28 protein-coding genes and 1 pseudogene are annotated in these 26,824 nt (G+C 60.6%); 9 read left to right on the top strand and 20 right to left on the bottom strand.

The features are described 5' to 3' along the window. The 9 genes from Q8O69_RS05650 to cysK form a co-directional block, all read right to left on the bottom strand. The coding region (locus tag Q8O69_RS05650; RefSeq protein ID WP_305590274.1) for an MBL fold metallo-hydrolase at positions 1 to 854 on the bottom strand (854 nt) is incomplete at its 3' end. A gap of 185 nt (positions 855 to 1,039) precedes the next feature. Beyond that, positions 1,040 to 1,360 carry a nucleotidyltransferase family protein gene (locus Q8O69_RS05645; RefSeq protein WP_305590272.1) on the bottom strand — a complete coding sequence of 107 codons (321 nt, stop codon included), beginning with the start codon at positions 1,358 to 1,360 and terminating at the stop codon, positions 1,040 to 1,042. After that, entirely contained in the window at positions 1,357 to 1,779 is a 423-nt protein-coding gene (locus Q8O69_RS05640; protein ID WP_305590270.1) for a nucleotidyltransferase substrate binding protein, read from the bottom strand. The genes Q8O69_RS05645 and Q8O69_RS05640 overlap by 4 nt, the downstream gene beginning before the upstream one ends. Positions 1,780 to 2,057: 278 nt before the next feature. Next, the gene (locus Q8O69_RS05635) at positions 2,058 to 3,374 is read right to left on the bottom strand and encodes a Wzz/FepE/Etk N-terminal domain-containing protein (RefSeq protein WP_305590268.1); all 1,317 of its coding nucleotides are present in this window, start codon (positions 3,372 to 3,374) and stop codon (positions 2,058 to 2,060) included. A gap of 566 nt (positions 3,375 to 3,940) precedes the next feature. Further along, complete coding sequence (locus tag Q8O69_RS05630; RefSeq protein WP_305590266.1) at positions 3,941 to 5,203, bottom strand: Wzz/FepE/Etk N-terminal domain-containing protein; 1,263 nt, start codon at positions 5,201 to 5,203, stop codon at positions 3,941 to 3,943. A 564-nt stretch (positions 5,204 to 5,767) separates the two neighbouring features. Next, positions 5,768 to 6,052, bottom strand: a complete 285-nt coding sequence (gene ihfB, locus Q8O69_RS05625; RefSeq protein ID WP_305590264.1) for an integration host factor subunit beta — start codon at positions 6,050 to 6,052, stop codon at positions 5,768 to 5,770. 207 nt (positions 6,053 to 6,259) lie between these two features. Continuing rightward, complete coding sequence (locus Q8O69_RS05620) at positions 6,260 to 6,661, bottom strand: type II toxin-antitoxin system HicB family antitoxin (RefSeq protein WP_305590262.1); 402 nt, start codon at positions 6,659 to 6,661, stop codon at positions 6,260 to 6,262. A 58-nt stretch (positions 6,662 to 6,719) separates the two neighbouring features. After that, positions 6,720 to 6,902, bottom strand: coding sequence for a type II toxin-antitoxin system HicA family toxin (locus Q8O69_RS05615; protein ID WP_305590276.1), 183 nt, complete (start codon positions 6,900 to 6,902; stop codon positions 6,720 to 6,722). 509 nt (positions 6,903 to 7,411) lie between these two features. Beyond that, positions 7,412 to 8,386, bottom strand: a complete 975-nt coding sequence (gene cysK / locus Q8O69_RS05610; RefSeq protein ID WP_305590260.1) for a cysteine synthase A — start codon at positions 8,384 to 8,386, stop codon at positions 7,412 to 7,414. Between the two features lie 472 nt (positions 8,387 to 8,858). On the opposite strand from cysK, the gene Q8O69_RS05605 reads away from it, so the two are divergent. Both Q8O69_RS05605 and Q8O69_RS05600 read left to right on the top strand, forming a co-directional pair. Beyond that, positions 8,859 to 9,704: a MoxR family ATPase gene (locus Q8O69_RS05605; protein ID WP_305590258.1), complete on the top strand. Its 846-nt coding sequence runs from the start codon at positions 8,859 to 8,861 to the stop codon at positions 9,702 to 9,704. A 157-nt stretch (positions 9,705 to 9,861) separates the two neighbouring features. Beyond that, positions 9,862 to 11,040 (top strand): VWA domain-containing protein, encoded by a 1,179-nt coding sequence (locus Q8O69_RS05600; protein WP_305590256.1) that lies wholly within the window; start codon positions 9,862 to 9,864, stop codon positions 11,038 to 11,040. Positions 11,041 to 11,083: 43 nt separating this feature from the next. Here the strand turns inward: Q8O69_RS05600 and Q8O69_RS05595 are convergent, their stop codons facing one another. Continuing rightward, positions 11,084 to 11,962 carry a LysR substrate-binding domain-containing protein gene (locus tag Q8O69_RS05595; protein WP_305590254.1) on the bottom strand — a complete coding sequence of 293 codons (879 nt, stop codon included), beginning with the start codon at positions 11,960 to 11,962 and terminating at the stop codon, positions 11,084 to 11,086. Between the two features lie 105 nt (positions 11,963 to 12,067). Between Q8O69_RS05595 and Q8O69_RS05590 the strand changes: the two genes are divergently transcribed. Next, positions 12,068 to 13,030, top strand: a complete 963-nt coding sequence (locus Q8O69_RS05590; protein ID WP_305590252.1) for a DMT family transporter — start codon at positions 12,068 to 12,070, stop codon at positions 13,028 to 13,030. 55 nt (positions 13,031 to 13,085) lie between these two features. Here Q8O69_RS05590 and Q8O69_RS05585 read toward each other — a convergent pair whose 3' ends face one another. From Q8O69_RS05585 to Q8O69_RS05570, 4 genes are all read right to left on the bottom strand, one after another. After that, positions 13,086 to 13,610 carry a DUF2937 family protein gene (locus Q8O69_RS05585; RefSeq protein WP_305590250.1) on the bottom strand — a complete coding sequence of 175 codons (525 nt, stop codon included), beginning with the start codon at positions 13,608 to 13,610 and terminating at the stop codon, positions 13,086 to 13,088. A gap of 156 nt (positions 13,611 to 13,766) precedes the next feature. After that, positions 13,767 to 14,546 (bottom strand): class II glutamine amidotransferase, encoded by a 780-nt coding sequence (locus Q8O69_RS05580; protein WP_305590248.1) that lies wholly within the window; start codon positions 14,544 to 14,546, stop codon positions 13,767 to 13,769. After that, entirely contained in the window at positions 14,539 to 14,982 is a 444-nt protein-coding gene (locus Q8O69_RS05575; RefSeq protein ID WP_305590246.1) for an HIT family protein, read from the bottom strand. Before Q8O69_RS05575 ends, Q8O69_RS05580 begins: the two co-directional genes overlap by 8 nt. Before the next feature lie 69 nt (positions 14,983 to 15,051). Beyond that, positions 15,052 to 15,525 (bottom strand): MFS transporter, encoded by a 474-nt coding sequence (locus Q8O69_RS05570; RefSeq protein WP_305590244.1) that lies wholly within the window; start codon positions 15,523 to 15,525, stop codon positions 15,052 to 15,054. Between the two features lie 152 nt (positions 15,526 to 15,677). Here Q8O69_RS05570 and Q8O69_RS05565 point away from each other — a divergent pair, with 152 nt between their 5' ends. The 4 genes and pseudogenes from Q8O69_RS05565 (at position 15,678) to Q8O69_RS05555 (ending at position 20,151) form a co-directional block, all read left to right on the top strand. Continuing rightward, positions 15,678 to 17,708 (top strand): S9 family peptidase, encoded by a 2,031-nt coding sequence (locus Q8O69_RS05565; RefSeq protein ID WP_305590242.1) that lies wholly within the window; start codon positions 15,678 to 15,680, stop codon positions 17,706 to 17,708. A gap of 156 nt (positions 17,709 to 17,864) precedes the next feature. Then, positions 17,865 to 18,455, top strand: a pseudogene (locus tag Q8O69_RS22115) (Tar ligand binding domain-containing protein); the annotation flags it as partial. 102 nt (positions 18,456 to 18,557) lie between these two features. Then, a complete protein-coding gene (locus Q8O69_RS22110) occupies positions 18,558 to 19,553 on the top strand; it encodes a methyl-accepting chemotaxis protein (RefSeq protein WP_371136052.1) in 996 nt (331 codons plus the stop codon). A 124-nt stretch (positions 19,554 to 19,677) separates the two neighbouring features. Continuing rightward, positions 19,678 to 20,151, top strand: coding sequence for a Crp/Fnr family transcriptional regulator (locus Q8O69_RS05555; RefSeq protein WP_305590238.1), 474 nt, complete (start codon positions 19,678 to 19,680; stop codon positions 20,149 to 20,151). A gap of 11 nt (positions 20,152 to 20,162) precedes the next feature. Here the strand turns inward: Q8O69_RS05555 and Q8O69_RS05550 are convergent, their stop codons facing one another. Beyond that, positions 20,163 to 20,462: a hypothetical protein gene (locus Q8O69_RS05550; RefSeq protein WP_275962526.1), complete on the bottom strand. Its 300-nt coding sequence runs from the start codon at positions 20,460 to 20,462 to the stop codon at positions 20,163 to 20,165. A gap of 123 nt (positions 20,463 to 20,585) precedes the next feature. On the opposite strand from Q8O69_RS05550, the gene Q8O69_RS05545 reads away from it, so the two are divergent. Together Q8O69_RS05545 and Q8O69_RS05540 are read left to right on the top strand one after the other, a co-directional pair. Beyond that, on the top strand, positions 20,586 to 20,957 hold the full coding sequence (locus Q8O69_RS05545) for a YajD family HNH nuclease (protein WP_275962525.1): 372 nt from the start codon (positions 20,586 to 20,588) through the stop codon (positions 20,955 to 20,957). Between the two features lie 284 nt (positions 20,958 to 21,241). Further along, positions 21,242 to 21,712, top strand: a complete 471-nt coding sequence (locus Q8O69_RS05540) for an RNA methyltransferase (RefSeq protein WP_090253162.1) — start codon at positions 21,242 to 21,244, stop codon at positions 21,710 to 21,712. Positions 21,713 to 21,726: 14 nt separating this feature from the next. On the opposite strand, the gene Q8O69_RS05535 is transcribed toward Q8O69_RS05540, so the two are convergent. The 5 genes from Q8O69_RS05535 to Q8O69_RS05515 form a co-directional block, all read right to left on the bottom strand. After that, complete coding sequence (locus tag Q8O69_RS05535; RefSeq protein WP_305590235.1) at positions 21,727 to 22,818, bottom strand: extracellular solute-binding protein; 1,092 nt, start codon at positions 22,816 to 22,818, stop codon at positions 21,727 to 21,729. Positions 22,819 to 22,827: 9 nt separating this feature from the next. Continuing rightward, a complete protein-coding gene (gene aguA, locus Q8O69_RS05530; RefSeq protein ID WP_305590233.1) occupies positions 22,828 to 23,940 on the bottom strand; it encodes an agmatine deiminase in 1,113 nt (370 codons plus the stop codon). A gap of 100 nt (positions 23,941 to 24,040) precedes the next feature. Next, positions 24,041 to 24,925: a LysR substrate-binding domain-containing protein gene (locus Q8O69_RS05525; protein ID WP_305590231.1), complete on the bottom strand. Its 885-nt coding sequence runs from the start codon at positions 24,923 to 24,925 to the stop codon at positions 24,041 to 24,043. Positions 24,926 to 24,943: 18 nt separating this feature from the next. After that, positions 24,944 to 26,170: a hypothetical protein gene (locus Q8O69_RS05520; RefSeq protein WP_275962521.1), complete on the bottom strand. Its 1,227-nt coding sequence runs from the start codon at positions 26,168 to 26,170 to the stop codon at positions 24,944 to 24,946. A 64-nt stretch (positions 26,171 to 26,234) separates the two neighbouring features. Next, positions 26,235 to 26,684 carry a YcgN family cysteine cluster protein gene (locus Q8O69_RS05515; RefSeq protein ID WP_160087331.1) on the bottom strand — a complete coding sequence of 150 codons (450 nt, stop codon included), beginning with the start codon at positions 26,682 to 26,684 and terminating at the stop codon, positions 26,235 to 26,237. Positions 26,685 to 26,824: the final 140 nt, after the last annotated feature.

Genomic DNA, 26,824 nt, shown 5'->3' with positions numbered 1-26,824 from the left:
GCAGCGTTCACTTCTGGATTCCTGCTGACGTTTTCTACTGAGCGCGAGACATCGAGTTTTTTGCTGTGGATGATGTCTTCCAGCTCGTAGAGCAGTTCCACGGTGCGGCCGATGCTGAAGGCCGGGATCAGCACGGTGCCGTTGTAGGCCAGGGCTTGTTCGATGACGCTTTCCAGACGCTGGCGGCGGGTGCGGCGGTCTTCGTGAAGGCGGTCGCCGTAGGTGCTCTCGATCACCAGGATGTCGGCGCGATACGGCGGCTTGGGTGCTGGCAACAGCGGCGCATGCGGCGCGCCCAGGTCGCCGGAGAAGACGATGCGTTTCTTCTCGCCGGTCTCGGGGTAGTGCAGGTCGATCTCCACATAGGCCGAGCCGAGGATGTGCCCGGCGCGCTGCAGGCGGATGCGGCAGCTAAGGCTCGGGCTTTCGTGCAGGCTGAACCAGGTCTTGTAGGGCAAGGCGATGATGCGCTGCTCGATCAGCTTGATGTAGCGTTCGACCTGCTTCTGATCGCGACTGAAGCCGAGCTTGAAGGCGTCTTCCAGGACGATGGGCAGCAGCTTGGCCGAAGGCTCGCTGCAGAGAATCGGCCCTTTGAAACCGGCGGCCAGCAGATAGGGGATGCGCCCGACGTGATCGATATGCACGTGGGTGGCGACCAGGGCCTTGATCGTGTCCAGGGGGAACTCGATGGCCATACGGTCGGCAGAGGATTTGCCTCCGGCCGAGGTCTCCGCGCCCTGGAACAGGCCGCAGTCGATCAACAGGCTGTGCTCGGCGTCCATCAGCAGTTGATGGCAGGAGCCGGTGACGCCGTCTTTGGCGCCGTGGTGGAGGATGTCGGGGTAGGCCATGTGTCGATCCCTGTTAGTCCATTAACGATGGCCGGCGAGTGCTGCCTTGCCGGCTGCGGTCCATTGCTGCGGCCGAGGGGCCGCTTGTGTGTGCGTGTACGTGTATATGTATCAAGAGCTTCGCGGCTGAAGCCGCTCCTACGGCCGCTCCTACGCGCGTTTCTGCATGCTTGGCAGAGGATGCTTCAGCTATCGCTTGCCGTGTAGAAGGGTATGCCCGCCCGGTCGATGTGTTCGATCAGCGCAGGATTATCCAGCGACTCGTACAGGGAAAGATCGATTTTGTAGGGCAGCAATAAGTCATCCAGTTCTGTTTCGATTCGCAGCAGTTCCTTGTAGGTCATATCACCCTTGAGTGTGAGGTCGATATCCGAACCCGGGCGGAAGTTACCTTTGGCTCGCGAGCCGTAGAGGATCGCTTGCCGAATACCGGGGCAACGATGAAACACCTGCTGAATCGCTTTAATACTTGCAGCCGGCAGGCCGCTGCCCTGCAACTCGCTCATGATTCTTTTGCCGCACGTTCGAGTAGCGTCTGCTCCAGCGCCTTCAACAATGGATGATGGTGCTGCTGGATATTTTGCAATATTGCCTCGGCCGTTTCTTCGTTATAGGTATGCGATGTGCGATTACGATCTACCAGCATGTCCATCCAACCCTGCCCATCGGCCAGCAGGCCTTTGCTGAACCCTTCGCGGATTGCATCCCTGGAGCCAACGATGCCTGGGATACCTTGCCAGACCAGATAATCCTTGAGACTGTTCCAGCCAAGCTCGTAGGTGTACTCGAAGGCCTGGATAACGCCCTGCTTTTCCAGTTTCGACAGGCTACGCGCCTGCATCAGTACCATGGCCTCATCGAGTTGAGCCTGCGCCTTGCTGAAATTTTGCAAGCGCTGTAGCCAGCGGATGTCTTCGTTGCTCATGCTGCGCCTTTATTCTCAGCCTGTTCGCTTCAGTTTACGTTCATTACAGGCCGGCAGGAGGTGAAATAAGCCTGACCAAGCCGACATATAGACTATTTGATGCTTGGCCCGGACGCATGCTCACGCGGACGGTTCGACGTGGGAACGATCAAAGCGCCTCAAGAGCTTCGCGGCTAAAGCGGAGCGCCGCACGGCCCCTCCCACAGGTATCCACAAGCCGACAGACACGTTACCCCCCAGTTTGCAGCGCGACAATGCGGCGGACGGGGCTGATCCTCCTACAGGCTGTATGCAGGCTCTCGAGCTGCGTGCGTCTGGGCAAAAGTTTCAGGCTTACGCCGCAGCATATTGCGCAGCAGGGCGATGAACAGGCCGAGCATGCCGCCGAGCACTAGGCCCAGGGCCAGAATCAGGGCCTTCTTCGGCTTGATCGGCTTGATCGGCTGCATCGCCAACTGGTCGATCATGGCCAGCTTGAGGGTTGAAACATCGACGTTGAGGTTGCGCAAGCGTGCGGCCTCTTCACGCCAGCTGGCCAGTTTCTTGAGAAACAGGTCTTCGTTTTCACGCTTATTGAGCACTTCAATCTGCCGATTGTTCGCCAGCAATTGCAGCTCCTTGGCGATCTGCGCAACACGCGGCTCGGTGAAATCGTCGGAACGGCGTTGCAGCAAGGCATTGCGTTCGGCCTCGAGCGCTTCGCTGCCCATGAAATAGAGCGGTATCTGCTGGCTGTTGACCTCGGTGCGGATCACGCTGCCCTGCGAAACCCGCTCGCCCTCGCCCAGAGCCGAGGGGGTGGTCGGTTTGACGATGCCAAGGGTCTTGGCGATGCGGATGGACTCATCCAACTGGGCAACACGGTTGTCGCGACGGGTCTTGAGCTGCTGGCGCAGGGCCTTGAGTTCGTCTTGCAGCTCTGCGCGCTTGAGGTTGTCGGCCTCGAGCAGCTTGGCGATCCTCGATTCTTTGGTCGCTTCATAACTGGCGCGCGCGGCGGCCATCTGCAGCTCGAGTTGGTTCAGGCGGTTTTGAATGACCACGGCCAGGTCGGCGGCGATGCGCTCGCGTTCTAACTGAACGCTGTGCTCGACCAAGCCATTGACCAGGGCGACGCCGTTGACGTCCTCGGGATAAGTCAACTGGATGCCGATATAAGCACTCAGATTATCGGTCTTCTTCGGATCGGGCAGGAGCATCTTGAAGGCTTGCTGGTTGAAGCTTTCGAAGGTTTGCTCGAGGCTGCGATTCGGCTGGCGCAGGCTTTCGAACAAGCCCTGGTTGGTGCGAAAGAACTCCAGGCGACTGTCGTAAGACTCCAAGGTGGCGCCGACACGCTGCAGGGCTTGGCCCGGGGCGAGCTCGTAAACACCCGTGCGGTTAAGCGCATCGAGGTCTTTGATTACCGCCGGACGTAGCACGCTTTGCACCTGGTATTCAGGCGTCGCCAGAAAAGCATATGCCGCCGCCAGCAGGCCAACCAACAGCGTGACAGAGACTATCAGTAGCTTCTGTTCCCAGAGCGCGCGGAACAGCGCGGCCAGGTCGATTTCATCACTGGAGTTCTGCGGCATCGCGGAAGAAATTGCATTCACGATCAAGATCCATCTTCTAAAAGGGCATCACAAATGCGCCAACAGGTAGACAACTATCCTTGTGGTGGTTGTCCGACTCAGCCATTGATTGGGGCATCAGGGTTTGCGCCAATCCTGCCAGCAGTAATTGCGCGGCATTGTGCCAGTAGCGTATGACATTACAAGTCTTGACAGCGATTTTGTCGCCACGGACGGATAGACGGGAACCTTGTGACACCTGTCACAGCCCGCATGAGTCGTGGGCCGCAAGGGTCAGTCAAAGCGCAGGGGGCTGTGCGAATAATTGTTCACGCGCTACCACGCCACTTACGAGAACCGCTTGGGCACCCTGCCCCTCATCGCCTATGGACGCCAAGCGTTCGTTCTGCAGCCCACACGGAGCGTGGGCACAATCAAACGGTTTTGTGCTTGACGCACTGTAGCCCACCCATGCCTATTCAGGCTAAGAAGCTGAGTCGGAGTGATGCTGCTTGGGTAGGTCGCGCATTGGATACCGGGGTTTGTTGCGTGACAGCAGCCTGGATGAGTTCCGGCGTGATCCGAGGAGTTGATCTAGCCAACCTCGCTCACGCCATTTGCCTTTTAGGGCGCAGCAAATTGCGCAGCAAGGCTGCGAAAACACCGAGCATCAGCCCCGCCACCCCACCCAAGGCGATGATCAGGGCTTTCTTCGGCTTGACTGGCGCGAGCGGTTTGAGCGCTTGCTGATCCAGCCGCATCAGCTGTAATGCGCTGGTGTCAAACTTGATCCCCTTGAGTTGCGCCGCCTCCTGGCGCCACTCCGCCAGATCCTTGAGGTAGAGGTCTTCGTTCTGACGCTTTTCGAGGATTTCTACCTGGCGGTTGTGGTTCAGCAGCGTCAGTTCCTTCTCGATCTCGGCAATTCGCGGTTCGATAAAGTCGTCCGAGCGGCGTGCGTTCAATGCCTCGCGCTCGGCCTTCAAGGCTGCGCTGCCCATGAAATAAAGCGGAATTTCCCGGCTGCTCACTTCGGTGCGCACCACCTGCCCCTGGCGCAGCGTGTCGGACATGGATGAGGGGGTGGTGGGATTCTGAATACCCAGCGATTCGGCAATCTGAATGGCCTCGTCCAAAACCGCGATGCGCGACTGCCGCCGGGTTTTCAACTCGGCGCGCAAGGCTTTGAGTTCATCCTGCAACTGGGCCCGGGTCAAGGTGTCCTGCTCGAGCAGAGCGGCGATCTGTGCCTCTTTGCTCGCGGCATAGTTGGCCCGTGCCGCGTTAATCTTCTGCTCGATGTTAAGCAAGCGATTGGCAATCAGCACCTTCAAATCCGAATCTATTCGCGCCCGCTCGGTCTCCAGCACAAAGGTGACAAGGCCATTGACCACATCCACCCCCTCCACGCCCCGCGGGTAGGTCAGCGACAGGCCGACAAACTCGCTCTGGCCGGCTTTTTTAGGGTCGACTTGGAGCATGGTGAAGGACGTTCGATTGAACGCTTCAAACGTCTGTTCCAGCGAACGGCCCGGCTCGATCAGACCGCCGAAAAGCGCCTGATGATCACGAAAGAACGCCAGGCGATTTTCATAGGAGGAAAGCCCTGCACCTATGCGCTTTAGCGCCTCGCTCGGGGTCAGCTCGTAGACGCCGGTACCATTCAGTTCGTCGAGACTGCCGTGATCAACCGGACGCAATACGCTCTGTACCTGGTAGTGCGGCGTGGCCAGAAACGCATAGGCAGCCGCCATAAGAGTCACCAGAGCGGCGACAGCCAGGATCAGATACTTTTGCTTGAACAGGGATTGAAACAGTTCGACCAAGTCGATCTCGTCATCGTGGAAGGATCGTGGGGATTGGTCTTGCATATTTAGGGAGGCTCCGAAGCAAACAGTTTTCTATAGCTCGTCCCTAAGCAGCCTGCTGACGCCATTAGCCGGCCAACAGAATAGATATCCACATACATCAAGAAGAAATATGGCAGCCTTTTCCAAACAAAGTTCAGCGCACCCTAAAATTTGCATAAAGCAGTGCAAAAAAACAATTAATTCGTGACTGAACTGCGCACGGATCTGAAAAACAGGCTAATAGAAGGTTGCCGAGGGCCACTCGTACGAGTGAAGAGAGGGACATCAATCCGCAATCCGTAGGGTGTCACTCGCCGAAGGCAGTGCACCATTGGTTCATCGCCGCGGCACAAAAGCTGGCGGGCTGTCGCTGCGCTCCGAGGCCGCCCTACGGCCTGGAGCAATTCGCCGGATCTGGAGTAACCCGCAATCCGTAGGGTGTCACTCGCCGAAGGCAGTGCACCATTGGTTCGGCGGCGCGGCGCAAAAGCTGGCGGGTTGTCGTTGCGCTTCGAGCGGGACGCTGCTGCGCTTTTTCACAACCGCTGACACGAAGAAATGCTCCAGGGCAAAACAGGCACAGCCCTACTCGTCTTCGTTGACCCGATCGCGCAGCTCTTTGCCCGGTTTGAAGTGCGGTACGAATTTGCCATCGAGGCGAACCGAATCGCCCGTTTTCGGATTACGTCCGACTCGCGGCGCGCGGTAGTGCAGAGAAACACTGCCGAAGCCGCGGATTTCAATACGGTCACCCGGAGCCAAAGCCTGGGACATCGGTTCCAGCATGGTTTTGATGGCCAGCTCGACATCTTTGTTTGAGAGCTGCCCTTGGTGGGTGACGATCCTTTCGATCAACTCCGACTTGGTCATGTTTTTCCCTTCTTTTTCAAGCGGCTAGATCACTCGATAGAGTGTTTTTAGCACGCCACCCAGCATTTGAACAGCCCGAAAAACTATATAGAGGGGCCAGGCGGATCCGATTTGGCCGTCAAGCCAATCGCTCTTGGTGGGAGTGGCCGGGCGGCGATCCGCTTTGGCTGTGATGCTTTGCTGTTGCCTCGATGGAACCGCCCTGTTTCAGGAGCCCAACTCTCGCAACGCAGCAGTGGCCAGAAATCCCGAACGCGAGGCGTAACGGCGATCCTTCTGCACCCGCTCATCGATACGATGCAGCAGGTTTTCCGGCAAGGAGGCATTGAACCTCACGGACTTGCCCAGGTATGGCGTCACGTCGAAATCGACCACCGCCCACAGACCGCCGGCATAGTCGGGATTAACCAGATGAACGTCTATTTCTTGTGCCTGGGGAAGTTCCGCACCGTCCGCCACCAACCCTTCAAAATGCAGCGCCAGGGCTTCTTCTGTGTTTTCCAGTGCTTGCGAAACGGTGGCGCCGGCCGAAAAGCAGCCCGGTACATCGGGCACGGTCACCCCGAAATCCGAATCGGTATCTTTGTGCAGTACGACTGGAAATTTCATTGGTGCTCTCTCCGAAAAGTTGAACCGCTCGTGGTCGGTTCGCTGTTTCGTGCTGGCCTCACTTGAGGCCGGCGGTCTTCAGTATGCTGTGCAATGTTCCCTTGGGTATTTCTGACTTGGGATGCGGAACCGTCACCCTCCCCGCCTTGGTCGGGTGCTTGAATTGGTGATGGCTTCCCTTCACTGCCACCTCATACCACCCTACCGCCTCGATTAACTCAATCACCTCCCGACTGCGCATCCCGCCTCCCTGCCGCTTGTCCATGGTGCATACCCTGCACGCGAGCGTAAGCCGTGAGCTAATAATCTATACACACAATACACACAAGACCGATACGGTCAACGGAAATTTCACGCAGGCAAAAAACTGGGGAGGAACGCATTTACCCCAACCGCTATTTAGGCTGCTCCATTGAATGACCGGCGATGCGTATGACTATCGATGGGTATCGCTGCGCTCAACGCCATCCTACAAGAGCCCCACATCGCCGCCCGCAGGATGGTGCGGGCGGCGATCCGTCGGGCCCGCAGGCTGAGCGCAGCGATACCCATCACCGCGATCGGCGGCACATTCGGCAAGTCCACGACCCGCACCATCGCCTTCCCGTATTGCGCTGGCGCTTATTCGGGCTACGGTCGGTGCTGGCCGACAGGTTCGTAGATTCGTAGCCCGGATAAGCCTTGGCGCAATCCGGGGAGCGGTCTGCCGGATTGCGCTGGCGCTTATCCGGGCTACGGTCCGACGGGTGTTTACTGCACCAGTTCCTGTTCGCTGAACATGTCGCTGAACAGCATGCTGCTCAGGTAGCGTTCGCCGGAGTCGGGCAGGATGACCACGATGGTTTTGCCTTGCATGGCCGGTTCGGCGGCGATACGCAGGGCCGCAGCCATGGCGGCGCCGCAGGAGATGCCGCAGAGGATGCCTTCTTCGCGCATCAGCCGCAGCGCCACGGCCTTGGAGTCTTCGTCGCTGACCAGTTCGACGCGATCGACCATGGTCAGGTCGAGGTTGTCCGGGACGAAGCCGGCGCCGATGCCCTGGATCTTGTGCGGGCTGGGCTTGAGTTCTTCGCCGGCGATGGTCTGGCTGATCACTGGCGAGTTGGTCGGTTCGACCGCCACCGAGAGAATCGCCTTGCCCCGGGCTAGCTTGATGTAGCGCGACACGCCGGTGATGGTGCCGCCGGTGCCGACGCCCGAGACCAGCACATCGACCGCGCCATCGGTGTCGTTCCAGATTTCCGGGCCGGTGGTGGTTTCGTGGATCGCCGGGTTGGCCGGGTTGTTGAACTGTTGCGGCATGAAGTACTTGGCGGGGTTGGCGGCGGCGATTTCCGTGGCGCGCTCGATGGCGCCCTTCATGCCCTTGGCCGGTTCGGTCAGCACCAGTTCGGCACCCAGGGCCTTGAGCACCTTGCGCCGCTCCAGGCTCATCGAGGCGGGCATGGTCAGCAGCAACTGGTAGCCGCGCGCCGCCGCGACGAAGGCCAGGCCGATGCCGGTATTGCCCGATGTTGGTTCAACGATGGTCATGCCGGGTTTGAGCAGGCCACGCTCCTCCGCGTCCCAGACCATGCTGGCGCCGATCCGGCACTTCACCGAATAGGCTGGATTACGCCCTTCGATCTTGGCCAGGATGGTGACGCCCGCCGGGCCGAGGCGGTTGATCTTGACCAGTGGGGTGTTACCGATGGTTTGTGCGTTGTCTGCGAAGATGCGGCTCATGGCGGTGTCCTTGTGTTCTGCGGCCGGGAGAAGGGCTGAGAGCTTGTGAAAAAACATTCACTTACTGCGATTGCTTCAAACATCGGTAGTCCGTTCGGGGCGTCGGGCGGTTCGGGCGGCGATCCGTTCGGCGTGCAGCGACAACCCGCCAGCTTTCTGCCGCGCCACTGAACCACGGTGCACTGCCTGCGGCGAGTGACACCCTACGGATCGCCAAAAACGTTGGCTGCGGCGTTGCGCTCGATATTTTCACAATCTCTGAAGCCTATGACGCGCAGGCCCTGCCGTCCAGTGGGGCGCAGAGCGGAGAGAAGTACCGGTTGGCTCCGGTGACGTGCAAAACGTGACCCGCCATTCAGTGACTGAATGGCGCGTCTGCGTTCACAGTCGTCGGAACTGCGCGGTATAGTCGCCTTTTGAAATACTGAACCCGCGGGTATTACCCTGCACGTTACCGTTCGAGGATTTACCGATGAAGTTCGAAGGCACCCAGTCGTACGTCGCCACCGACGACCTCAAGTTGGCGGTCAACGCCGCGATTACCCTGGAGCGTCCGCTGCTGGTCAAGGGCGAACCGGGCACGGGTAAAACCATGCTCGCCGAGCAGCTGGCCGAGTCCTTTGGCGCACGCCTGATCACCTGGCACATCAAATCCACCACCAAGGCCCATCAGGGCCTGTACGAGTACGACGCGGTCAGCCGCCTGCGCGATTCGCAGCTGGATTCCGACAAGGTTCACGACGTTCGCAACTACATCAAGAAAGGCAAGCTGTGGGAAGCCTTCGAGAGCGATGAGCGGGTGATCCTGTTGATCGACGAGATCGACAAGGCCGACATTGAGTTCCCCAACGACCTGCTGCAAGAACTCGACAAGATGGAGTTCTACGTTTACGAGACCGACGAGACGATCAAGGCGAAAAAGCGCCCGATCATCATCATCACCTCGAACAACGAGAAGGAACTGCCGGACGCCTTCCTGCGCCGCTGCTTCTTCCACTACATCGCCTTCCCGGACCGCGTGACCCTGCAGAAGATCGTCGATGTGCACTACCCCAACATCAAGAAGGACCTGGTGGCCGAAGCACTGGATGTGTTCTTCGACGTGCGCAAGGTGCCGGGCCTGAAGAAGAAGCCTTCCACTAGCGAACTAGTCGATTGGCTGAAGCTGCTGATGGCCGACAATATCGGCGAAGCGGTGCTGCGCGAGCGCGATCCGACCAAGGCCATCCCGCCGCTGGCCGGCGCCCTGGTGAAAAACGAGCAGGACGTGCAACTGCTCGAGCGCCTGGCGTTTATGAGCCGCCGCGCCAGTCGTTGAGTTTTAAGCCCCCTCTCCCCCCGGGGAGAGGGCTGGGGTGAGGGGGGCCGTCTGATGGTGAGCACCCGGCCAGGTCGGTGTCGCCTGTACACCCTCACCTTAACCCTCTCCCTCAAGGGAGAGGGGACTGTTCGCAATATCCTGTGAGGACGCAGCCATGCTGCTCAACCTGTTTAATGAAATGCGCGCCGCCAAGGTGCCGGTGTCGGTGCGTGAGCTGCTCGACCTGATCAACGCGTTGAAACACAACGTGGTGTTCGCCGATATGGACGAGTTCTATTTCCTCTCGCGCACCATCCTGGTCAAGGACGAACGGCATTTCGACAAGTTCGACCGCGCGTTCGGCGCCTACTTCAAGGGCCTGGAAAACCTTAACCAGCATATCGAGGCACTGATCCCCGATGAGTGGCTGCGCAAGGAATTCGAGCGTTCGCTGACCGATGAAGAACGCGCCAAGATCGAATCCCTCGGCGGCCTGGACAAGCTGATCGAGGAGTTCAAGAAGCGCCTCGAAGAGCAGAAGGAACGCCACGAGGGCGGCAACAAGTGGATCGGCACCGGCGGCACCAGCCCGTTCGGCTCCGGCGGCTTCAATCCGGAAGGCATTCGTGTGGGCGACGCGGGCAAGCGCCAGGGCAAGGCGGTCAAGGTCTGGGACCAGCGCGAGTACAAGAACCTCGACGATCAGGTCGAGCTGGGTACGCGCAATATCAAGGTGGCCCTGCGCCGCCTGCGCAAGTTCGCTCGCCAGGGTGCGCAGGACGAACTGGACCTGGACGGCACCATCGACCACACCGCAAAAGACGGCGGCCTGCTGAATATCCAGATGCGCCCGGAACGGCGCAACGCGGTCAAGCTGCTGATCCTGTTCGATATCGGCGGCTCGATGGACGCCCACGTCAAGGTCTGCGAGGAGCTGTTTTCCGCCTGCAAGACCGAGTTCAAGCATATGGAGTACTTCTACTTCCATAACTGCGTGTACGAGTCGGTGTGGAAGAACAACCTGCGCCGCACCTCCGAGCGCTTCTCCACCCAGGACCTGCTGCACAAGTACGGCGCGGACTACAAGGTGGTGTTTGTCGGCGACGCGGCCATGGCCCCTTACGAGATCACCCAGGCCGGCGGCAGCGTCGAGCACTGGAACGAGGAGCCGGGTTACCTCTGGATCAAGCGCTTTATGGAGAAATACAAAAAGCTTATCTGGATCAACCCCTACCCTAAGGACACCTGGGGCTACACCGCCTCGACCAACATCATGCGCGAGCTGTTGGAAGGCCAGATGTACCCGCTGACCCTGCAGGGTCTGGAAGACGGGATGAAGTTTCTCTCCAAGTAAAACCAACGGGCCCAGCAGGGCCCGTTGTTCTTTTGCAGGCGCGTTACTCCGGAGCGGTGAGGCAGTCGACCAGTGCCGCGGCAAACCCCGACAACAGCTCGCGCTTGCGCACACAGACCTTCAAATCACGCTGCGCCCAGGGTTCCTCCAGCTCAATCACCGCCAGCTGCGCCCCAGCGGTTACCGCACTGCGCGGCACCAAGCCGATACCAACCCCAGCACTGACCATGCGGCACACCGCCTCAAAGCTGCGCACCTGAATCCGCACCTCCAGGTGTCGCCCCAACGCGGCGGCCGCATTCATCGTAAAGGTGTGAATCGCCGAGCCTGAATGCAGCATGACAAAGGGGTAATCCAGCACCTGGGCAAACAGACTGCTGGCCTGCGCAGCCAGTGGATGATCGACCGGTGCAATCAGCACCAGCCGGTCGGCCCGGTATGGGATCAGCTCAACCTCCGCGTCCGCAATCGCCCCCGCCACCACGCCGACTTCCACCTCGCCGCGCGCCACCGCCATCAGCACCTGCGGGCTGGTGTGCTCCTCCAGCGAAATACTGACTTGCGGATGACGCTGCAAAAAGCTCGAAAGGCTGTCGGGCAGAAAGGTATGGGTGGCGTGAGTATTGGCCCACAGGCTGACATGGCCACGCACGCCTTTGGCGTAGGGAGTAAGGTCGGCGTGCATCTGTTCGAGCTGGGCAAACACCTGACGCGCATGGCGCAGCAGCGCCTCGCCGGCGCGGGTCAGGCTGACGCCGCGCGGCTCACGCAGCAATAGCGGCGTGCCAATCGACGCTTCCAACAGGCGCATGCGGTGACTGGCCGATGAGGCCGCCAGATGCACGCGCTCGGCCCCTCGGGTGAGGTTTTTCGCTTCGGCGATGGCGACAAACAGGCGCAGATCTATCAGGTCATAGTGCATAGCGTTAGTTAAACCCGAACGATTACTTATGAAAAAGCCAATTCCATAGGGATTCTATACCCAGCATCATTCGGCTCAGCACAACTCTTTAGGACGTTACTCAGCATGCCATGGAAAACCTGGTCAGCCGAACGGTTAGGCATCGCACTGGCGGTGCTCGCCGCCTTTGGTTTCTCGTTCAAGGCGATTTTCGTCAAGCTGGCCTACGCCGCTGCGCCGGTAGACGCGGTCACTCTGCTGGCGCTGCGCATGAGCTTTGCCCTGCCTATCGCGCTGTGGGCCACGCTGTGGTTATGCCGCGCTGCGCCGCCGCTGACTCGCAGAGACTGGGGCATGCTGATCGCCCTGGGCCTGCTGGGTTACTACGGCGCCAGCATCCTCGACTTTATTGGCCTGCAGTACATCTCGGCGGCGCTGGAACGCTTGATTCTGTTTATCTACCCGACCATGACCGTGCTGATCGGCGTGTTGTTTATGGGTAAGCGGCTGGAGAAGCGCCAGGTTGCAGCGCTGCTGCTGACCTACGCCGGTATCGGCCTGGCGTTCGCCCACGATCTACAGGTGGCGGAGGATCTGCATACCGTGCTGATCGGCGCTGCCTTCGTTTTCGGTTCTGCGCTGTGCTACGCCTTGTACAGCTCCGGGGCCGAGGTGGCGATTCACCGGCTGGGCACCATTCGCTTTGCTGCCCTGGCAATAATCGTTTCCACTTTTGCCACGCAGATTCACTTCCTCGCCACTCAGCCGCTTGCCGCACTGCAGCAACCGATGGCGGTGTATGCCTACAGCGCGGCGATGGCAATTTTCTCCACGGTGCTGCCGATCTTCTGGCAATCGGCTGCACTGCGCCTGATTGGCTCGGCGCGTACCGTGCTGATTGGCACACTGGGGCCGATTCTGACGATTGTCTTCGCCTGGATGCTGTTATCGGAGCCGGTGTCGTTTGCCCAGCTGGCGGGCGCGGGTCTGGTGCTGGCGGGGGTGTTGCTGGTGTCGCGGCCTAAAAGCTTGCCGATTCAGCCGACGGTTACCGAAGACGCCTGCGTTCAAGGCAGCAAGCAGGCTTAAGAAGCGGTTTCGCAGAAGCACCAAAGGCTCTTGCGAGCCCTTGGTGTGATTCAACTTAGCGCCAGTGCCGCTGCTGCACCTTCTGGCTGCGGCCCGCACCAAACAGCATGCCGACCAACAGCGCCAGGCTTTCCAGCAACCAGGCCAGCAACATCGCGCAGGCAATGCCCCAGGCGATGGCTCCGGGGGCCAGCAGCACCTGGTAACGGTAGGCGGCGAAGGTTTCTTCCATCAACTCATGATCTGCCGCTGTAGCCAGATGCCAGACCTGGCCGTACCAGGGCCCTTGCATGGCCTTGGATTCACGCTCAAGGAATGCCGAACGCTCAACCAGCGTGCCCAGGCTCTGCGCATCGCTGCGCATCACCGGGTCGGCGCTGGCCTGATAATGGCCGACCAAGGCGACCAGATCACCCTTGAAAAAGCGCCGAGCCGTTTCCCGGAAGCCCTTGAGGCCCAATTCTGATTCGATGCGGTGAGCCTCAACGCGCTTGCTGTAATCGTCGATAAACCCCGGCACCTGCACCCCAACCAGCAACCCCAGGGCAAACAAGGCCAATCGCAGATAGCTTCTAAACATGTCCCCTCCCCCATTCAGTCCGTTAGCAGTTTGTTGAAAAAACGTAGGCGAGGCAGCCAGCGCAAGGCAAAAACAGGCGAAAAAGCGGAGTTTACGAGTTGTAAATGAGCATTTTGAGCCTGTTTTTAACGCTGCGATGGCAACGCAGGTAGTTTTTCAACAGCCTGCTAGGCCTTGTGCCACACATTCCCCAGCACGCCATAAACGCCACTCACCCGGCTGGTACAGCGTCCAGCTCTCGTTATCGGTCAAGGGTTCTGTGGCCAGCACCGTGACCACGTCATTGGGCGTGGTTTCCGCCTGAAAATCCACCTGCATATCGGCATCTTTCAAATGCGCCGGGCCAAACGGTGCACGCCGGGTGATATGCGCCAGCTTGCTGCTGCAAAAGCTGAACAGCCAATCGCCGTCGCTGAGCAGGCAGTTGAATACACCTTGCAGGCGATAGCCTGCGCAGGCACTGACCAGGGTGGGCAGCAACTGCTCCACCGCCACCGGTTCGGGAAACGCCTGGCGCAGGCGATTGAGCAGATCACAAAAGGCCGCTTCGCTGTCGGTGTCGCCAATCGGCCGGTAGTTATCTAGTTGCGGAACAAAGTCGGCGAGCTGACCGTTATGGGCAAAGCACCAGTTGCGCCCCCACATTTCGCGCACAAAGGGATGGGTGTTGGCCAGGCAGACGCGGCCGACATTGGCCTGGCGGATATGCCCGATCACCACTTCGCTCTTGATCGGGTAGCGCTGCACCAGCTGCGCCACCTCTGATTCACTACTGGCGCGCGGGTCCTGAAACAAGCGCAGGCCGCGTCCTTCATAAAAACCGATGCCCCAGCCATCGCGGTGCGGGCCAGTGCGGCCGCCGCGTTGCATCAGGCCGGTAAAGCTGAACACGATATCGGTCGGCACATTGGCGCTCATGCCCAACAATTCACACATTGCGTAACGCCTCGCGCAGCTGCTGCGCCTCAATCGCAAGACGGGTCTCAATACGTTTGCGCGCGAACGGCAGAAAACGCGTCAGAGCGCGCCACAGCAACTGCATGACATCACCGCTGCGCCGTGGAATCAGGTGCAGATGCAGGTGCGGCACATGCTGATTGGAGGTAGGGCCGTCGTTGATCAAGAAATTGATGCCCTGCTCGCCATAACCGGCCGCACGCAGGGCCGCAGCCATGCGCTGCGCCAGGGGCAACAACTGATCACAGGCGGCAGCGGAGAGGTCTTTGAGAAAGGGTGCATGGTCGCGGCTGACAATCAGCACATGAGCCGGGCGCAGGGGAAAGATATCCAGCAGGACGATAAAGTATTCGCCCTCATAAATACGCTCGGCAGGCAATTGCTCAGCGGCAATTGCACAGAACACACACTCCATAACCCCTCCTTAATCAATAAGGAGCCATGCTGAACGGGTGTGTCGCTCGGTGCAAGGGCGCGGAGCAGCTTACAAACGTGGCTCTACGCGCAGGCGACGGTCGCCACGGGAATCGTAACGGGTGTCGCCGAAATCCTGTTCATCACGCGCCATCATCTCGCGCAGGGTCGGCTCGTCATCGGCAATCGGCGCTGGCCCTTTGCGCGCCTGCCACCAACGTTCCACGGGCCAGCGTACAGCGACAAACAGCAGGTACAGGACAAACACGATCAGCGCATACATGCTCAGGTCGGCCACCGCTCGCCAGGCGTTGTTGCCCACGCCAAGCAGCATGTCCATGGCGGCAATCGCCACCGCAGGGGCGAACTGCTCCTTGCCGGGGTCGACAATGGTCGGGCTGAACAGCAGCACCAACACCAGCACGCGCAGCGGCTCACGCAGGTAACGCCACATCCAGCTGGTCAGGCGAAACCACACCAACAGGCAACCAAGAGCCGCCACCAGATAGGCGCCCCAGGCAAGCAGGTAGTCGTTTTCAGTCATAAAACGCAAATTCTCTGGCATTGAAGACCGGACGGCGCAGGCGCATAAGCGCACAGATTTCAGCAGCCGACGGGCGAAGTGGCGCTTATGATAACGGCTTTTGCCTGCTTAGGCGCCCCTGCTGTCGGCCGCTAACCCAACGGAGTTACCCCATGCAACACGCCCCCATCGCCCGCGTCGACAACGCTGCCGACCCGTATCGCTGGCTGGAAAACCGCGACAGCGCTGAGGTGCTTGACCACCTCAAGGCGGAAAATGCCTACCTGGAACAGCAGCTCAGTGAGCAACTGCAGCTGCGCGAAAGCCTGTTTCAAGAGATCAAGGGGCGCATCCGCGAAACCGACCTCAGCCTGCCGTCACCTTGGGGCCCTTATCTGTATTATCAGCGCACCACAGCGGGTGATGAATACCCACGGCATTACCGTTGCCGCAAACCCGCCGATGGTTCGTTGACGGTCGATGAGAGCAGTGAGCAGCTGCTGCTCGATCCCAATGCCCTGGCCGATGGCGGCTTTATCTCACTCGGCGCCTTTAGCATCAGCCCTGACCATCAACGCCTGGCCTATAGCCTGGACACCAGCGGCGAGGAAACCTACCAGCTGTTTGTCAAAGAGCTGGCCGACGACAGCCTGATCGAGCTGCCGTTCGAGGAATGCGACGGCAGCATGACCTGGGCCAACGACAGCCAGACCCTGTTCTTCGGCGAGTTGGACGACACTCACCGCCCGCACAAGCTGTATCGCCATCGCCTCGGCACTGACGCGGCCGAACTGGTATTCCACGAGCCGGACGGGCGCTTCTTCCTCAGCTGCTACCGCAGCAGCTCCGAGCGCCAGCTGATTCTGCAACTGGGCAGCAAAACCACCAGCGAAGCCTGGGTGCTGGACGCTGCCACCCCACACGCCGCGTTCAGCTGCGTGGCGCCACGCGAAGAAGGCCACGAATATGACGTCGACCACGGCACGCTGAATGGCCAGTGGAGCTGGTTTATCCGCAGCAACCAGCACGGCATCAACTTCGCCCTGTTCGCTGCCAGCGAAGCAGCGCCGAGCCGCAGCGCTTGGCAATTGCTGCGCGAGCATGACCCAGAAGTGATGCTGGAAGGCTTTAGCCTTAATCAGCAAGCGCTGGTGCTGAGCCTACGCGAAGGCGGCCTGCCGATTATCGAAGTGCAGCCGCAGGGGCAAGCGGCCTATCGCGTGCAGCTACCTGACGCCGCCTACAGCCTCTATGTGCAGGACAGCCTGGAATTCGACAGCCCCGCCATTCGCCTGCGCTATGAAGCGCTCAATCGCCCGGCGCAGGTGCGTCAGCTGACGCTGGCCACGGGCGCGCAAGTGGTACTCAAGCAAACCCCGGTACTCGGACCATTCGATGCCGACAGCTATGTCAGCCAGCGCCTGTGGGCCACTGCCGCCGACGGCAGTCAGGTGCCGATCAGCCTGGTGGCCAAACGCGAGGTGCTCGGCACCGCTGCGCCGCTCTATCTGTATGGCTACGGCGCTTATGGCGAAAGCCTCGACCCCTGGTTCTCCCATGCGCGCCTGTCCTTGCTTGATCGTGGTTTCGTGTTTGCCATCGCCCATGTACGTGGCGGCGGCGAGCTGGGCGAAGCCTGGTACCGTGCCGGCAAGCTGGAACACAAGCAGAACTCGTTCAGCGACTTTATCGCCTGCGCCGAACACCTGATCGCTCAGGGCTACACCAGCCCGGCACAGCTGGCCATCAGCGGCGGCAGTGCGGGCGGCCTGCTGATGGGCGCGGTACTCAATCAGCGCCCAGAGCTGTTCGCCGCAGCAATCGCCGAGGTGCCGTTTGTCGATGTGCTCAACACCATGCAGAACCCCGACCTGCCGCTGACCGTTACCGAGTACGACGAATGGGGCGACCCAAACCAGCCCGAGGTCTTCGAGCGGATCAAAGGCTACGCGCCCTACGAGAACGTGCAGGCGCAGGCCTACCCGGCGATTCTCGCGGTAGCCGGCTACAACGACAGCCGCGTGCAGTACTGGGAAGCCGCCAAATGGGTGGCCAAGCTGCGCGCGCAGAAAACCGACAGCAACCTGCTGCTACTGAAAACCGAACTGGACGCCGGCCACGGCGGCATGAGCGGCCGCTATCAGGCACTCAAGGATGCCGCTCTGGAATACGCATTTATCCTCAAGGTGCTGGGCCTGGTTTGAGTCCAGCTTGCCGCTCTGCCAACCGTAGTCATATGGCTTGGCAGAGCGGCGCAGGCTCAGAGTAATTCGCGCTAAACAGCGGACGTTTAGGGCGAAAAATTACTTGACCGTTCATGCAGATTTAACCTGTCTGACGTGCAAGTTCGACTAGGCTGAATGGCACGCTGGCGCACTGCCATCTCGCCCATTCAACTGCCTGCTCACCATGGACGGTCTGTGATGAAAAACTGGAAGATCAGAACCCACCTATTCCTTCTCTCCGGCTGCCTGCTGTTTGGTCTGCTGTGTGTCGGCGGTCTTGGTCTGTATGGCCTGCAGGCCACAGTCAAGGGATTGCAAACGGTGTACCTGGATCGCGTGGTGCCGCTGCGCGACCTCAAGCTGATTGCCGACTTGTACGCCGTCAATATCGTCGATGCGACGCACAAGGCGCGCAGTGGCGAGCTGGATGAAAAAACCGCGCAACAGCTGATCGAGCAGGCCCAGGTGCGGATCGAGGAAACCTGGCAGGCCTATCTGGCCACCGAACTGATCCGCGAGGAAAGCCAGCTGATCGAGCAGATCAACCCGCTGATGGAACAGGTCCGGCAACCACTGAATGAACTGCAAAGCCTGCTCAATCGTGGCGATAAAGCCGGCATCGACGCCTTTGCCAGCCAGCGGCTTTACCCGTTGATTGACCCGCTCTCGGAAAAATTTGCCGAGCTGATCGACGTGCAGCTGCTGGAAGCCAAGCGCCAATACCAGCTGGGCGAAGCCGCCTATGCCAGCAACCTCAACCTGAGCATCAGCGTGTTGCTGATTGCCCTGCTGATTGGTCTGGCACAGGTGTTCTATTTTATTCGCCTGATGAGCCGGCAACTGGGTGCCGAGCCTGGCGAGCTGGAAGAGATCAGCGCACGCATCGCCGAAGGCCGTTTAGATGGTGGCAAGAGTCTGGGCAACCAGGTGATGACCGGCGTGATGAAATCCGTGCAGAGCATGCGCCGTGGCCTACAGGACATGATCGGCAATATCGGCGAAGCCTCCGAGCAGATCGAATGCGCCACCCTGCAACTGGCCGCCTCCTCCGAGCAGGTACTGACCAGCGCCAATGTGCAGAGCGACACCGCCTCGGCCATGGCCGCCACCGTCGAGCAACTGGCGGTAAGCATCAACCACATTGCCGAAAACGCCCAGCAAACCTACGACATGGCGAAGAAAGCTGGCGACATGACCGATGCCGGCATTTCGGTGATGGCCCGCGCCACCACAGAAATGCACAAGATCGCCGAGCTGGTAGCCGAGAGCTCGCAAGATGTCGAAACCCTGGCCGCGCAATCACGCAATATCAGCGCAATTGTCGACGTGATTCGCGGCATTGCCGAACAAACCAACCTGCTCGCCCTCAACGCCGCCATTGAGGCCGCACGGGCCGGTGAGCAAGGTCGCGGCTTTGCCGTGGTGGCCGATGAAGTACGTAGCCTGGCTGGTCGCACCGCCCACTCGACCACGGAAATCATCGCCCTGGTCGATGCCATTCATAGCGGCATGCACAAGGCGAAAAACAGCATGGCCGCCGGCTGTGAGCGGGTCAGCATTGGTACTCAGCTGGTGGATCAGGCAGGCAGCTCGATGACAGGGATTCGCCAGGCGCTGAATGAATCACTACAGGCGGTCAGCGTGATCTCGCTGTCGCTGCAGGAGCAACGCGCCGCCAGCGAGCAAGTAGCCATGAGCGTGGAACGGGTGGCGCAAATCGTCGAAGAAAACTCGGCGGCTCAGGGCGGCATCGTGCAGGCCATCCAGTCTCTGCAAGCCATGTCCGGGCGCTTGCAAGGCGTGATGCGACGTTTCAGTTTTTAAATCGTAAATCCCCTCTCAGGCCACTCGGCAGCAGGTCGCGAGTGGCGCTGGCGAGCCAGGTGGCAGACGGCTAAGGTCAATCTATGCGACTGACCTCGCGCCACGTCTACCCAGGCTGCCGTCCATGCCCGCCCACTCCCAACTGATTGATGAAATACGCGACATGCTGCTCGACTGCGGCCTGTTCGACAGCCTCACGCCCAATGAGCTGCTCAGCGCCGCCGGCTACTTCAACATCAGCAAATGTGCCCCGGAGGCAAGCATCTGCCGTGAGGGCGACCCCGGCACCTTTATGTGCATCATCCATGCGGGTGCGGTATCGGTGCGCAAGATCAATTCCAGCGGCGAAACCATCGAACTGGCCAAACTGCGCAAGGGCCGCGCCTTTGGCGAGATGGCGGTGCTCGACGGCGAACGCCGCTCAGCCAGCTGCATTGCCGTGAGCGACTGCAGCCTGCTGATGCTGGCCAGGGATTCCCTGGACAAGATGCTCGGCGAAGCGCCAAAAACCGCCGCCAAGGTCATCCGCGCCATCGCTATCGCCATGTCCCGGCGCTTGCGCATGGCTGATGGGCAGTTGGTCGAGCAACAGCTCTAGGCACCGAAAACTCACTCGTCGGACTTTGGCAGCGGCTGGGTATTGCGTTCGCGCTGTTCTTTCAGCAACGGCAGCTCCTGGTCGCGACGCGGTTGGCTGGATTCCGGCAGCGGTGCCTGCTTGAGCAACGGCGGATTATTGCGGGTTGGCGCTGGCAGATGCTGCGGCGCAGCCGGTGCGTAGGGTTGCGGCGTTGCAGTACCTGGGGCACCCGCTGCAGGCGCCGTGGCGGGCATTTTGGGCGGTTGCTGAGCCAGCAGCGAAGTGCTGGCAAGCGCGGTTAAAACAAACAACAGAGTAGTCAGGCGCATGCGGGTATCTCCCATACAGTTACTCACTTGGGCCTCGACCACGGCGTTAAGTGCCGCACGGGCGGTTCTCACTGACCACCGGCAAGGCTAGACTGGCGGCATGACCACCGTACGAGATTCCAGATGAGCAGCGATAAATCCCCCTCCGCCACCGGCAAGCTTGACCGCATCCTCGCTGATGCCCAGCGCTCGCGTGAAGAAGGCTACCGCGACAAGGCGCTGAAGATGTACCCGCACGTCTGCGGCCGCTGCGCCCGCGAGTTTTCCGGCAAGCGCCTGAGCGAGCTGACCGTGCACCACCGCGACCACAACCACGACAACAACCCGCAGGACGGCTCCAACTGGGAGCTGCTGTGCCTGTACTGCCATGACAACGAACACTCGCGCTACACCGACCAGCAGTACTTCAGCGAAGGCTCACTGAGCACACCGAAGACTGCCCAGGCGACCCACAACCCCTTTGCCGACCTAGCTGCAAGGCTGAAAAAGAACTGACCCTGTAGCCCGGATGAAATCCGGGAACGGTCTGTACGGCGCGAGCTGACCCGGATTGCATCCGGGCTACGGCATTGACCAACGGCGGTATCCGGCCTGGCCTCGGCAGTGCACCGTTCTGGTCAATCTACGTGTTGGCGATGCTGTTGAGCCTTAAATCGCCAGCAAGCTGGCGCCTAGAAAAATCAGCACGCGGCCATACAGGTATACTCACGTCTTTTTTGGCGCCCGCCACCTTGGCGCGGCCTCAATAATCCCTTCGAAAATTCTGTGCGAGTGCCACCGTGGCCAACAAGAGATACGCCTGCATCGGCCTGTTCAACCCCAAATCCCCGGAAAACGTCGGCTCAGTGATGCGCGCAGCCGGCTGCTATAGCGCCGCCTCGGTGTTCTACAGCGGCAAACGCTATGCCCGCGCCCGCGACTTTATTACCGACACCCAGCGCATCTATATGGATATTCCGCTGATCGGCGTGGAAGACCTGCAGCAGATCATCCCCATCGGCTGCACGCCGGTGGCCGTGGAGCTGGTCGAAGGCGCACGGCCGCTGCCGCAATACACCCACCCCGACCGCGCCATCTATATCTTCGGCCCCGAAGACGGCTCGCTGAGCAAGGAAGTGCTCGACTGGTGTGAGGACGTGATCTACATCCCCACCCAGGGCTGCATGAACCTCGCCGCCACCGTCAATGTGGTGCTCTACGACCGCATGGCCAAAGGCATCAACACCAAGTCCGGGCCTGGGCTCAAGTAGGCCGCAGCCAGCCATTACAACCCCGACTTAAGCCGACTAAAGGCGCGGGTCAAGGCGCGGTTGAATGCCTTGGCGTTGTCGTTCTTGGTGTACAGCTGCGCACGCACGGCAGCCCCTGGGTAGGTGCCGGGATCAGCGAGGATGGCTGGATCGACCGTGGCATTGGCCGCTGGCACAGCGTTGGCGTAGTAGATGGTGTTGGTGATGGCGCCGATGACATCGGGCGTCATCAGATGATCCATCAGTGCCAATCCGGCCTCGGGGTGCGGTGCGTCCTTGGGGATCACCATCGCATCGAACCAGATCAGCGTACCTTCACGCGGGATGCTGTAGTGCAGGCTGTAAGGTTTGCCCGCCTGCTCAGCCTGGCCGGCGGCAATCGACACGTTGCCATTCCATGACATCGCCAGGCAGGTATCGCCGTTGGCCAGGTCGGTGATATTGCGGTCGTTGTCGAAGTAGCGGATCGACGGCCGCACCTTGGCCAGATGGGCTTCGGCCAGCTTCAGGTCATCCAGACTCTGCTGGTTAATATCCAGCCCCAGGTAACGGAACGCCGCCGCAAACACCTCATTGGGGTCATTGAGAAAGCTCACCCCGCAGTCGGCAAACTTCGCCACCACCTGTGGATCGAGCAGCATGGCCCAGCTGTCGGTCGGTGCATCGGCCATGCGTTTGCTGATGGCCTGCTGCTGATAACCAAAACCCGTAGTGCCCCAAACATACAGCCCGGCGTAACGGTTACCCGGGTCGAACGCAGCCATATGCCCGGTGAACTCGCTATCCAGCCCGGCGAAATGCGGCACTGCGGCCTTGTTTAGCGGCTGCAGCGCGCCGCTCTGAATCGCCCGCTGCAGATGCTGGCCAGCGGTGAGCACCAGGTCATAACCGCTGCGCCCGGTCAGCAGCTTGGTCTCTACGGTTTCCAGCGAGTCGAAGTGGTCGACCACCACCTTGATCCCGGTCTTCTGTTCAAAACTGCTCAGGGTGTCCGGTGCCAGGTACTCGCCCCAGATAAACAGATTGACCTGCTTCGGCGCCTCGGCCGCCAGCGCTTGAACGCTAGCTGCCAGGCCCAACGCCAACAGACTGGTATGCAGTTTCATCGAAGCCTCCTAGGCGCGCTTGGGCGCGGCGTATTGCGGCATGGTGATGCAGGCGACGTTGCCGCCACCGAGGAGGATTTCCCGCGAATTGTCGATGCCGATAATCCGGTGCTTGGGGAACAGCTCGGCCAGGGTGGCCTGGGCCATGCGGTCGCAGGGGTCGTTGAACAGCGGCACGACGATGGCCGAGTTGCCGGCGTAGTAGTTGATGTAGGAGGCGCAGATCTGCGTGCCGGCCTGGCGGGTGTGGGTGGATTCATCCTGATCCAGGCCTTCGGCTTCTTCGGCTGTCCACTCCAGCACACGCGGCTGCGGCAGCTTGTGTACTTCCAGCGTGCGGCCACGGGCGTCGCGGGTACTGCGCAGGATGTCGTAGGCCTCCTGGTAGATTTCCCACTGCGGATCAGAGCGATCATCGGTCCATTGCTGCACCACCACACCGGGGCGGACAAAGCAGGCCAGGTCATCAATATGGCCATCGGTTTCATCGAACTTGCAGCCGCGCGGCAACCAGATCACCTGCTCGGCGCCCAGGTAGTCCTGCAGACGGCGAGTCATCTCCTCCTTGCCCAGGTGGGCGTTGCGATTACGGTTGAGTAGGCACTGCTCGGTGGTCAGCAGAGTGCGCTGGCCATCGGTCTGGATGCCACCCATCTCAGCAATAAAGGGCGCGCGGTAGCGGTCGTAACCTTCGATTTCCAGGATCTTCTGCGCGATCTGGTCGTCCTTGTCCCATGGGTAGTAGAGGCCGCCGTCGAGACCACCGTAGGCATTGAACTCGAAGTCCACACCACGCACTTCGCCGCTGTCGTCATTCACCAGAAAGGCCGGGCCGCTGTCGCGGAACCAGGTGTCGTTGCAGGTCATCTCCACCACCCGCACATGGGCCGGCAGCTGACGCCGGGCGTTGGCGTACTGGCTGGCCGAGGCGCACACAGTCACCGGCTCGCTGCTGGCAATTGCCGTAACGATATCCACCCAGACCTTCTGCGCCGGTTTGGCACCGTTGCGCCACACGTCGGTGCGCTCCGGCCAGCCGAGCCAGCAGCCGGCCTTGGGTTCGAATTCGCCGGGCAGACGGAAGCCATCGGCTTTAGGGAGGGAAGTCAGGGAACGCGCCATCGGATGCACCTTATGCCTGTGGGGAAGATGGCCACACAGTACGCGGCGCTCCGGCCAAGGTTCCAACGACGATAATTACGGAATAGCTGAATTCAATTCATCATTCAGCCAGGTGATCATTCAGCCAATCTAAGAAGTCTGCCACCGCCGGCTTCTCCAGGCGGATGCGTTCACAGACCAGCGCATACTGCCCGAGCGCCGCCACACTGGCGTTGAATGGGCGCATCAGGCGGCCGCTGGCCAGATCTTCAGCCGCCGTGAGGTTGTCGCCCATGGCCACGCCCTGCCCTTGCGCCGCCGCTTCCAGCGCCAGCCCGGCATGACCGAGATACAGATGACGCGCGGGCTGGATATCACCGGCATGGGTGGTTAGCCAGGCGGTCCAGGTCTTGCCGTCCTGATCATCGTGCAGCAGGCCATGCCGGGCCAGATCACGCGGGTGTTTAAGGCCGCCCTGGTTGAACAGGCTGGGGCTGCACACCGGAAAGAACTGCAGAGTCGGCAGCGGCCGCACGAAGTAGGCGCTGGCATCCTCGGGGCCGGTGCCGTAGGTGATCGCCAGATCGATATCCGGGCTCGGCAGGCAGGCTTCCAGCGGTTGTTCATGCAGATGCAGGGTGATCTGCGGATAGCGGTCGCTGAAGTCGGCCAGGCGGCTGACCAGCCACTTCTGCGCCAGTTCGGGGGTTAGCGCGATACGCAGCACCACCTGCGAGCCGGGGTCACGCAGCTCGTCGCAGGCCTCGCCAATCAGCTCAAACGCCTGCTGCAAACGCTGCAACAGACGCCGCGCGGCAGGCGTCGGTACGACTTGACGCCCTTCGCGAGCAAACAGCGGCGTGCCGAGCTGTTCTTCAAGCTGGCGGATCTGATGGCTGACTGCGCTGTCGGTGACGCACAGCTCAGCGGCCGCCCGCCCAAAGTGGGCGTGGCGGGCGGCGCACTCGAAGGTGCGCAAGGCAGTGAGAGACGGCAGGCGGCGCATGCGAGTTCCAACCTTGGGCTAGCGCAACAGCTTGTTGTCCAGGGTCTTCGAGGCGCGGCCCATGACGTTTTCGCTGATCTCGATAAAGTCTTTGGTGCTGGCCTTCTCCAGGCGCATCAGGCCGCGAGTCACGTCATCCAGCGAACGCGGCTGGGTGGTGCCTTTGGTGGCCTGGCGGATTTCCCGATCCAGCTCCTGCAGCAGCAACACCGCGCGGGCGGTGACCGGGCCACTGGAATTATCGGTGCGCAGACTGTTCACCGGCTTACTCCAGCGGATCAACTGCTCACGGATTTTCTGGTAGCGCTCCTCGCTGAGCCCGCCGGCGCGGCGCATCAGCTCGATGGCGTAGTACTCGGCCAGACCTTCGGTGATCCAGTCGCTGCGATCACGGGCGCGGATTCGGCTGAATACATGCACCAGTTCGTGCACCAGGGAGCTGGTGCCGTTCTCACTGACCAGCGGGCGGTCCGTGTGCATGTAGTAGGAATTGGCCGCCGACAGGCCGCCGCGCCACATCGGGTCACCGGCACCGACGATCAGCAGCTTGGCTGGATCGCGCGGAAACACTTCCTGAGCATGCGGCCAGACAAAGGTCAGCAGGGTCATTACATCCATGCGCCGCATACCCTCGCCAACCGGAGCCGAAATAGTCACATCGGTTTCGCCCAGCTTGGCGCGGCGGGTGCCGATCTTGCCCGCCACCATCCAGCCGGTCGGGCGGTCGAACTTGCGCTGCGGGTTGTCGATGCGGAATTTGTTCTTGCCGATCCGCGGCCAGCCGGTTTCAACACTCTTCCAGCCCTTGGGCAGGTCAAACTGCAGACGCGAGACCAGCTCGGTTTTGTCGGCCTGACGCAGCTTGACCGCCGGCACCAGGTCATCGCCGCGCAGCAGAGCCCAGTCCTTGGTGATCCGCGCATCAAAGCGTCCGGGGCTGCGCTCGTTATTGATGCGCACGCGGTAGCTCAGGGTCGACTTGCCCTTGCCAGGCTGCCAGGTGCCCAGCTCGGGGCTGTTCTGCGTCCACTGGCCGTCGGCCTTGAAGTCGCTGTAAACGCCCTGCTCACCCAGATTGAACGCCAGGCTGATCACCGGCGCGCCGTCTTCCAGGGTCAGGCTGACCTCAGCTTGCTCGGTTTCCGGCAGAAAGCGCACCTGGTAATCGAGATCGATCTTCTTCGCCCACAGCGGCGTACTCAGGCTCAGCAGCACAACGGACAGCAGCAAACGGCGCATTAACATGGCAAAGCTCCACAGTGCAAATCAGTGACTCAGGCGAGTTTAGGCTGACATTTGTCGGCGAGGTTCAGCCGGCGCGGAAGATCATATGGTCTTCCCACTCATCCTCGGCCACGCTGTTTTCGCTAAGCATGCGCCCAGCCTGGGAAATGCGCTGCTTGTGCACCTGCTCCGGGTCGCCGCACACCAGATGATGCCAGAGCAGCAGATCCTTGCCCTCGCTGACCAGGCGGTAGGCGCAGGTCGGTGGCAGCCACTGGAATTGGTCGGCCTGAGCCGGGGTCAGCTGGATGCAATCGGCAACGAATTTGCGTCGGTTGCTGTAGTCGGTGCAGCGGCAGGTCTGTAGATCCAGCAGTTTGCAGGCGATACGCGTGTAATAGACGCTGCCATCGTCCTCATCTTCAAGCTTTTGCAGGCAGCACAGACCGCAGCCATCGCACAGCGATTCCCACTCGTCCTGATCCAGCTGTTCGAGGGTTTTGCGTTTCCAGAAGGGTTCGACTTTGGCGGCCATGGCGAGGGTACGGTGAGGGGCGAAAAGGCCGGCAGTCTAGCGGTTGGGGCAACAACGGCCAAGGGCGGCGAGCCGAATGGTCCTGAGAACCTATTTACGATCTGCTGCGCGTCGGCCCTGCGGCGTTAAAAACAGGCTCG

It is taken from the genome of Pseudomonas sp. (assembly GCF_030690725.1).
In the GTDB taxonomy this organism is placed as follows: Bacteria; Pseudomonadota; Gammaproteobacteria; order Pseudomonadales; family Pseudomonadaceae; genus Aquipseudomonas.
Note: the sequence above shows the minus strand (reverse complement) of the source record. Positions and strands in the feature narration are given on the sequence as shown.

Excerpts from the sequence above, each read along its gene's own strand:
- Q8O69_RS22110 (WP_371136052.1), top strand. The coding sequence starts at position 18,558 with ATGAGCCGGCAACTGGGTGCCGAGCCTGGCGAGCTGGAAGAGATCAGC.
- Q8O69_RS05645 (WP_305590272.1), bottom strand. The coding sequence starts at position 1,360 with ATGAGCGAGTTGCAGGGCAGCGGCCTGCCGGCTGCAAGTATTAAAGCG.
- Q8O69_RS05620 (WP_305590262.1), bottom strand. The coding sequence starts at position 6,661 with ATGAAATTTCCAGTCGTACTGCACAAAGATACCGATTCGGATTTCGGG.
- Q8O69_RS05590 (WP_305590252.1), top strand. The coding sequence starts at position 12,068 with ATGCCATGGAAAACCTGGTCAGCCGAACGGTTAGGCATCGCACTGGCG.
- aguA (WP_305590233.1), bottom strand. The coding sequence starts at position 23,940 with ATGGCGCGTTCCCTGACTTCCCTCCCTAAAGCCGATGGCTTCCGTCTG.
- Q8O69_RS05545 (WP_275962525.1), top strand. The coding sequence starts at position 20,586 with ATGAGCAGCGATAAATCCCCCTCCGCCACCGGCAAGCTTGACCGCATC.
- Q8O69_RS05515 (WP_160087331.1), bottom strand. The coding sequence starts at position 26,684 with ATGGCCGCCAAAGTCGAACCCTTCTGGAAACGCAAAACCCTCGAACAG.
- Q8O69_RS05555 (WP_305590238.1), top strand. The coding sequence starts at position 19,678 with ATGCCCGCCCACTCCCAACTGATTGATGAAATACGCGACATGCTGCTC.
- Q8O69_RS05550 (WP_275962526.1), bottom strand. The coding sequence starts at position 20,462 with ATGCGCCTGACTACTCTGTTGTTTGTTTTAACCGCGCTTGCCAGCACT.
- Q8O69_RS05605 (WP_305590258.1), top strand. The coding sequence starts at position 8,859 with ATGAAGTTCGAAGGCACCCAGTCGTACGTCGCCACCGACGACCTCAAG.
- Q8O69_RS05600 (WP_305590256.1), top strand. The coding sequence starts at position 9,862 with ATGCTGCTCAACCTGTTTAATGAAATGCGCGCCGCCAAGGTGCCGGTG.
- Q8O69_RS05570 (WP_305590244.1), bottom strand. The coding sequence starts at position 15,525 with ATGACTGAAAACGACTACCTGCTTGCCTGGGGCGCCTATCTGGTGGCG.
- Q8O69_RS05565 (WP_305590242.1), top strand. The coding sequence starts at position 15,678 with ATGCAACACGCCCCCATCGCCCGCGTCGACAACGCTGCCGACCCGTAT.
- Q8O69_RS05575 (WP_305590246.1), bottom strand. The coding sequence starts at position 14,982 with ATGGAGTGTGTGTTCTGTGCAATTGCCGCTGAGCAATTGCCTGCCGAG.
- Q8O69_RS05595 (WP_305590254.1), bottom strand. The coding sequence starts at position 11,962 with ATGCACTATGACCTGATAGATCTGCGCCTGTTTGTCGCCATCGCCGAA.
- Q8O69_RS05615 (WP_305590276.1), bottom strand. The coding sequence starts at position 6,902 with ATGCGCAGTCGGGAGGTGATTGAGTTAATCGAGGCGGTAGGGTGGTAT.
- Q8O69_RS05585 (WP_305590250.1), bottom strand. The coding sequence starts at position 13,610 with ATGTTTAGAAGCTATCTGCGATTGGCCTTGTTTGCCCTGGGGTTGCTG.
- Q8O69_RS05640 (WP_305590270.1), bottom strand. The coding sequence starts at position 1,779 with ATGAGCAACGAAGACATCCGCTGGCTACAGCGCTTGCAAAATTTCAGC.
- ihfB (WP_305590264.1), bottom strand. The coding sequence starts at position 6,052 with ATGACCAAGTCGGAGTTGATCGAAAGGATCGTCACCCACCAAGGGCAG.
- cysK (WP_305590260.1), bottom strand. The coding sequence starts at position 8,386 with ATGAGCCGCATCTTCGCAGACAACGCACAAACCATCGGTAACACCCCA.
- Q8O69_RS05520 (WP_275962521.1), bottom strand. The coding sequence starts at position 26,170 with ATGTTAATGCGCCGTTTGCTGCTGTCCGTTGTGCTGCTGAGCCTGAGT.
- Q8O69_RS05535 (WP_305590235.1), bottom strand. The coding sequence starts at position 22,818 with ATGAAACTGCATACCAGTCTGTTGGCGTTGGGCCTGGCAGCTAGCGTT.
- Q8O69_RS05630 (WP_305590266.1), bottom strand. The coding sequence starts at position 5,203 with ATGCAAGACCAATCCCCACGATCCTTCCACGATGACGAGATCGACTTG.
- Q8O69_RS05525 (WP_305590231.1), bottom strand. The coding sequence starts at position 24,925 with ATGCGCCGCCTGCCGTCTCTCACTGCCTTGCGCACCTTCGAGTGCGCC.
- Q8O69_RS05580 (WP_305590248.1), bottom strand. The coding sequence starts at position 14,546 with ATGTGTGAATTGTTGGGCATGAGCGCCAATGTGCCGACCGATATCGTG.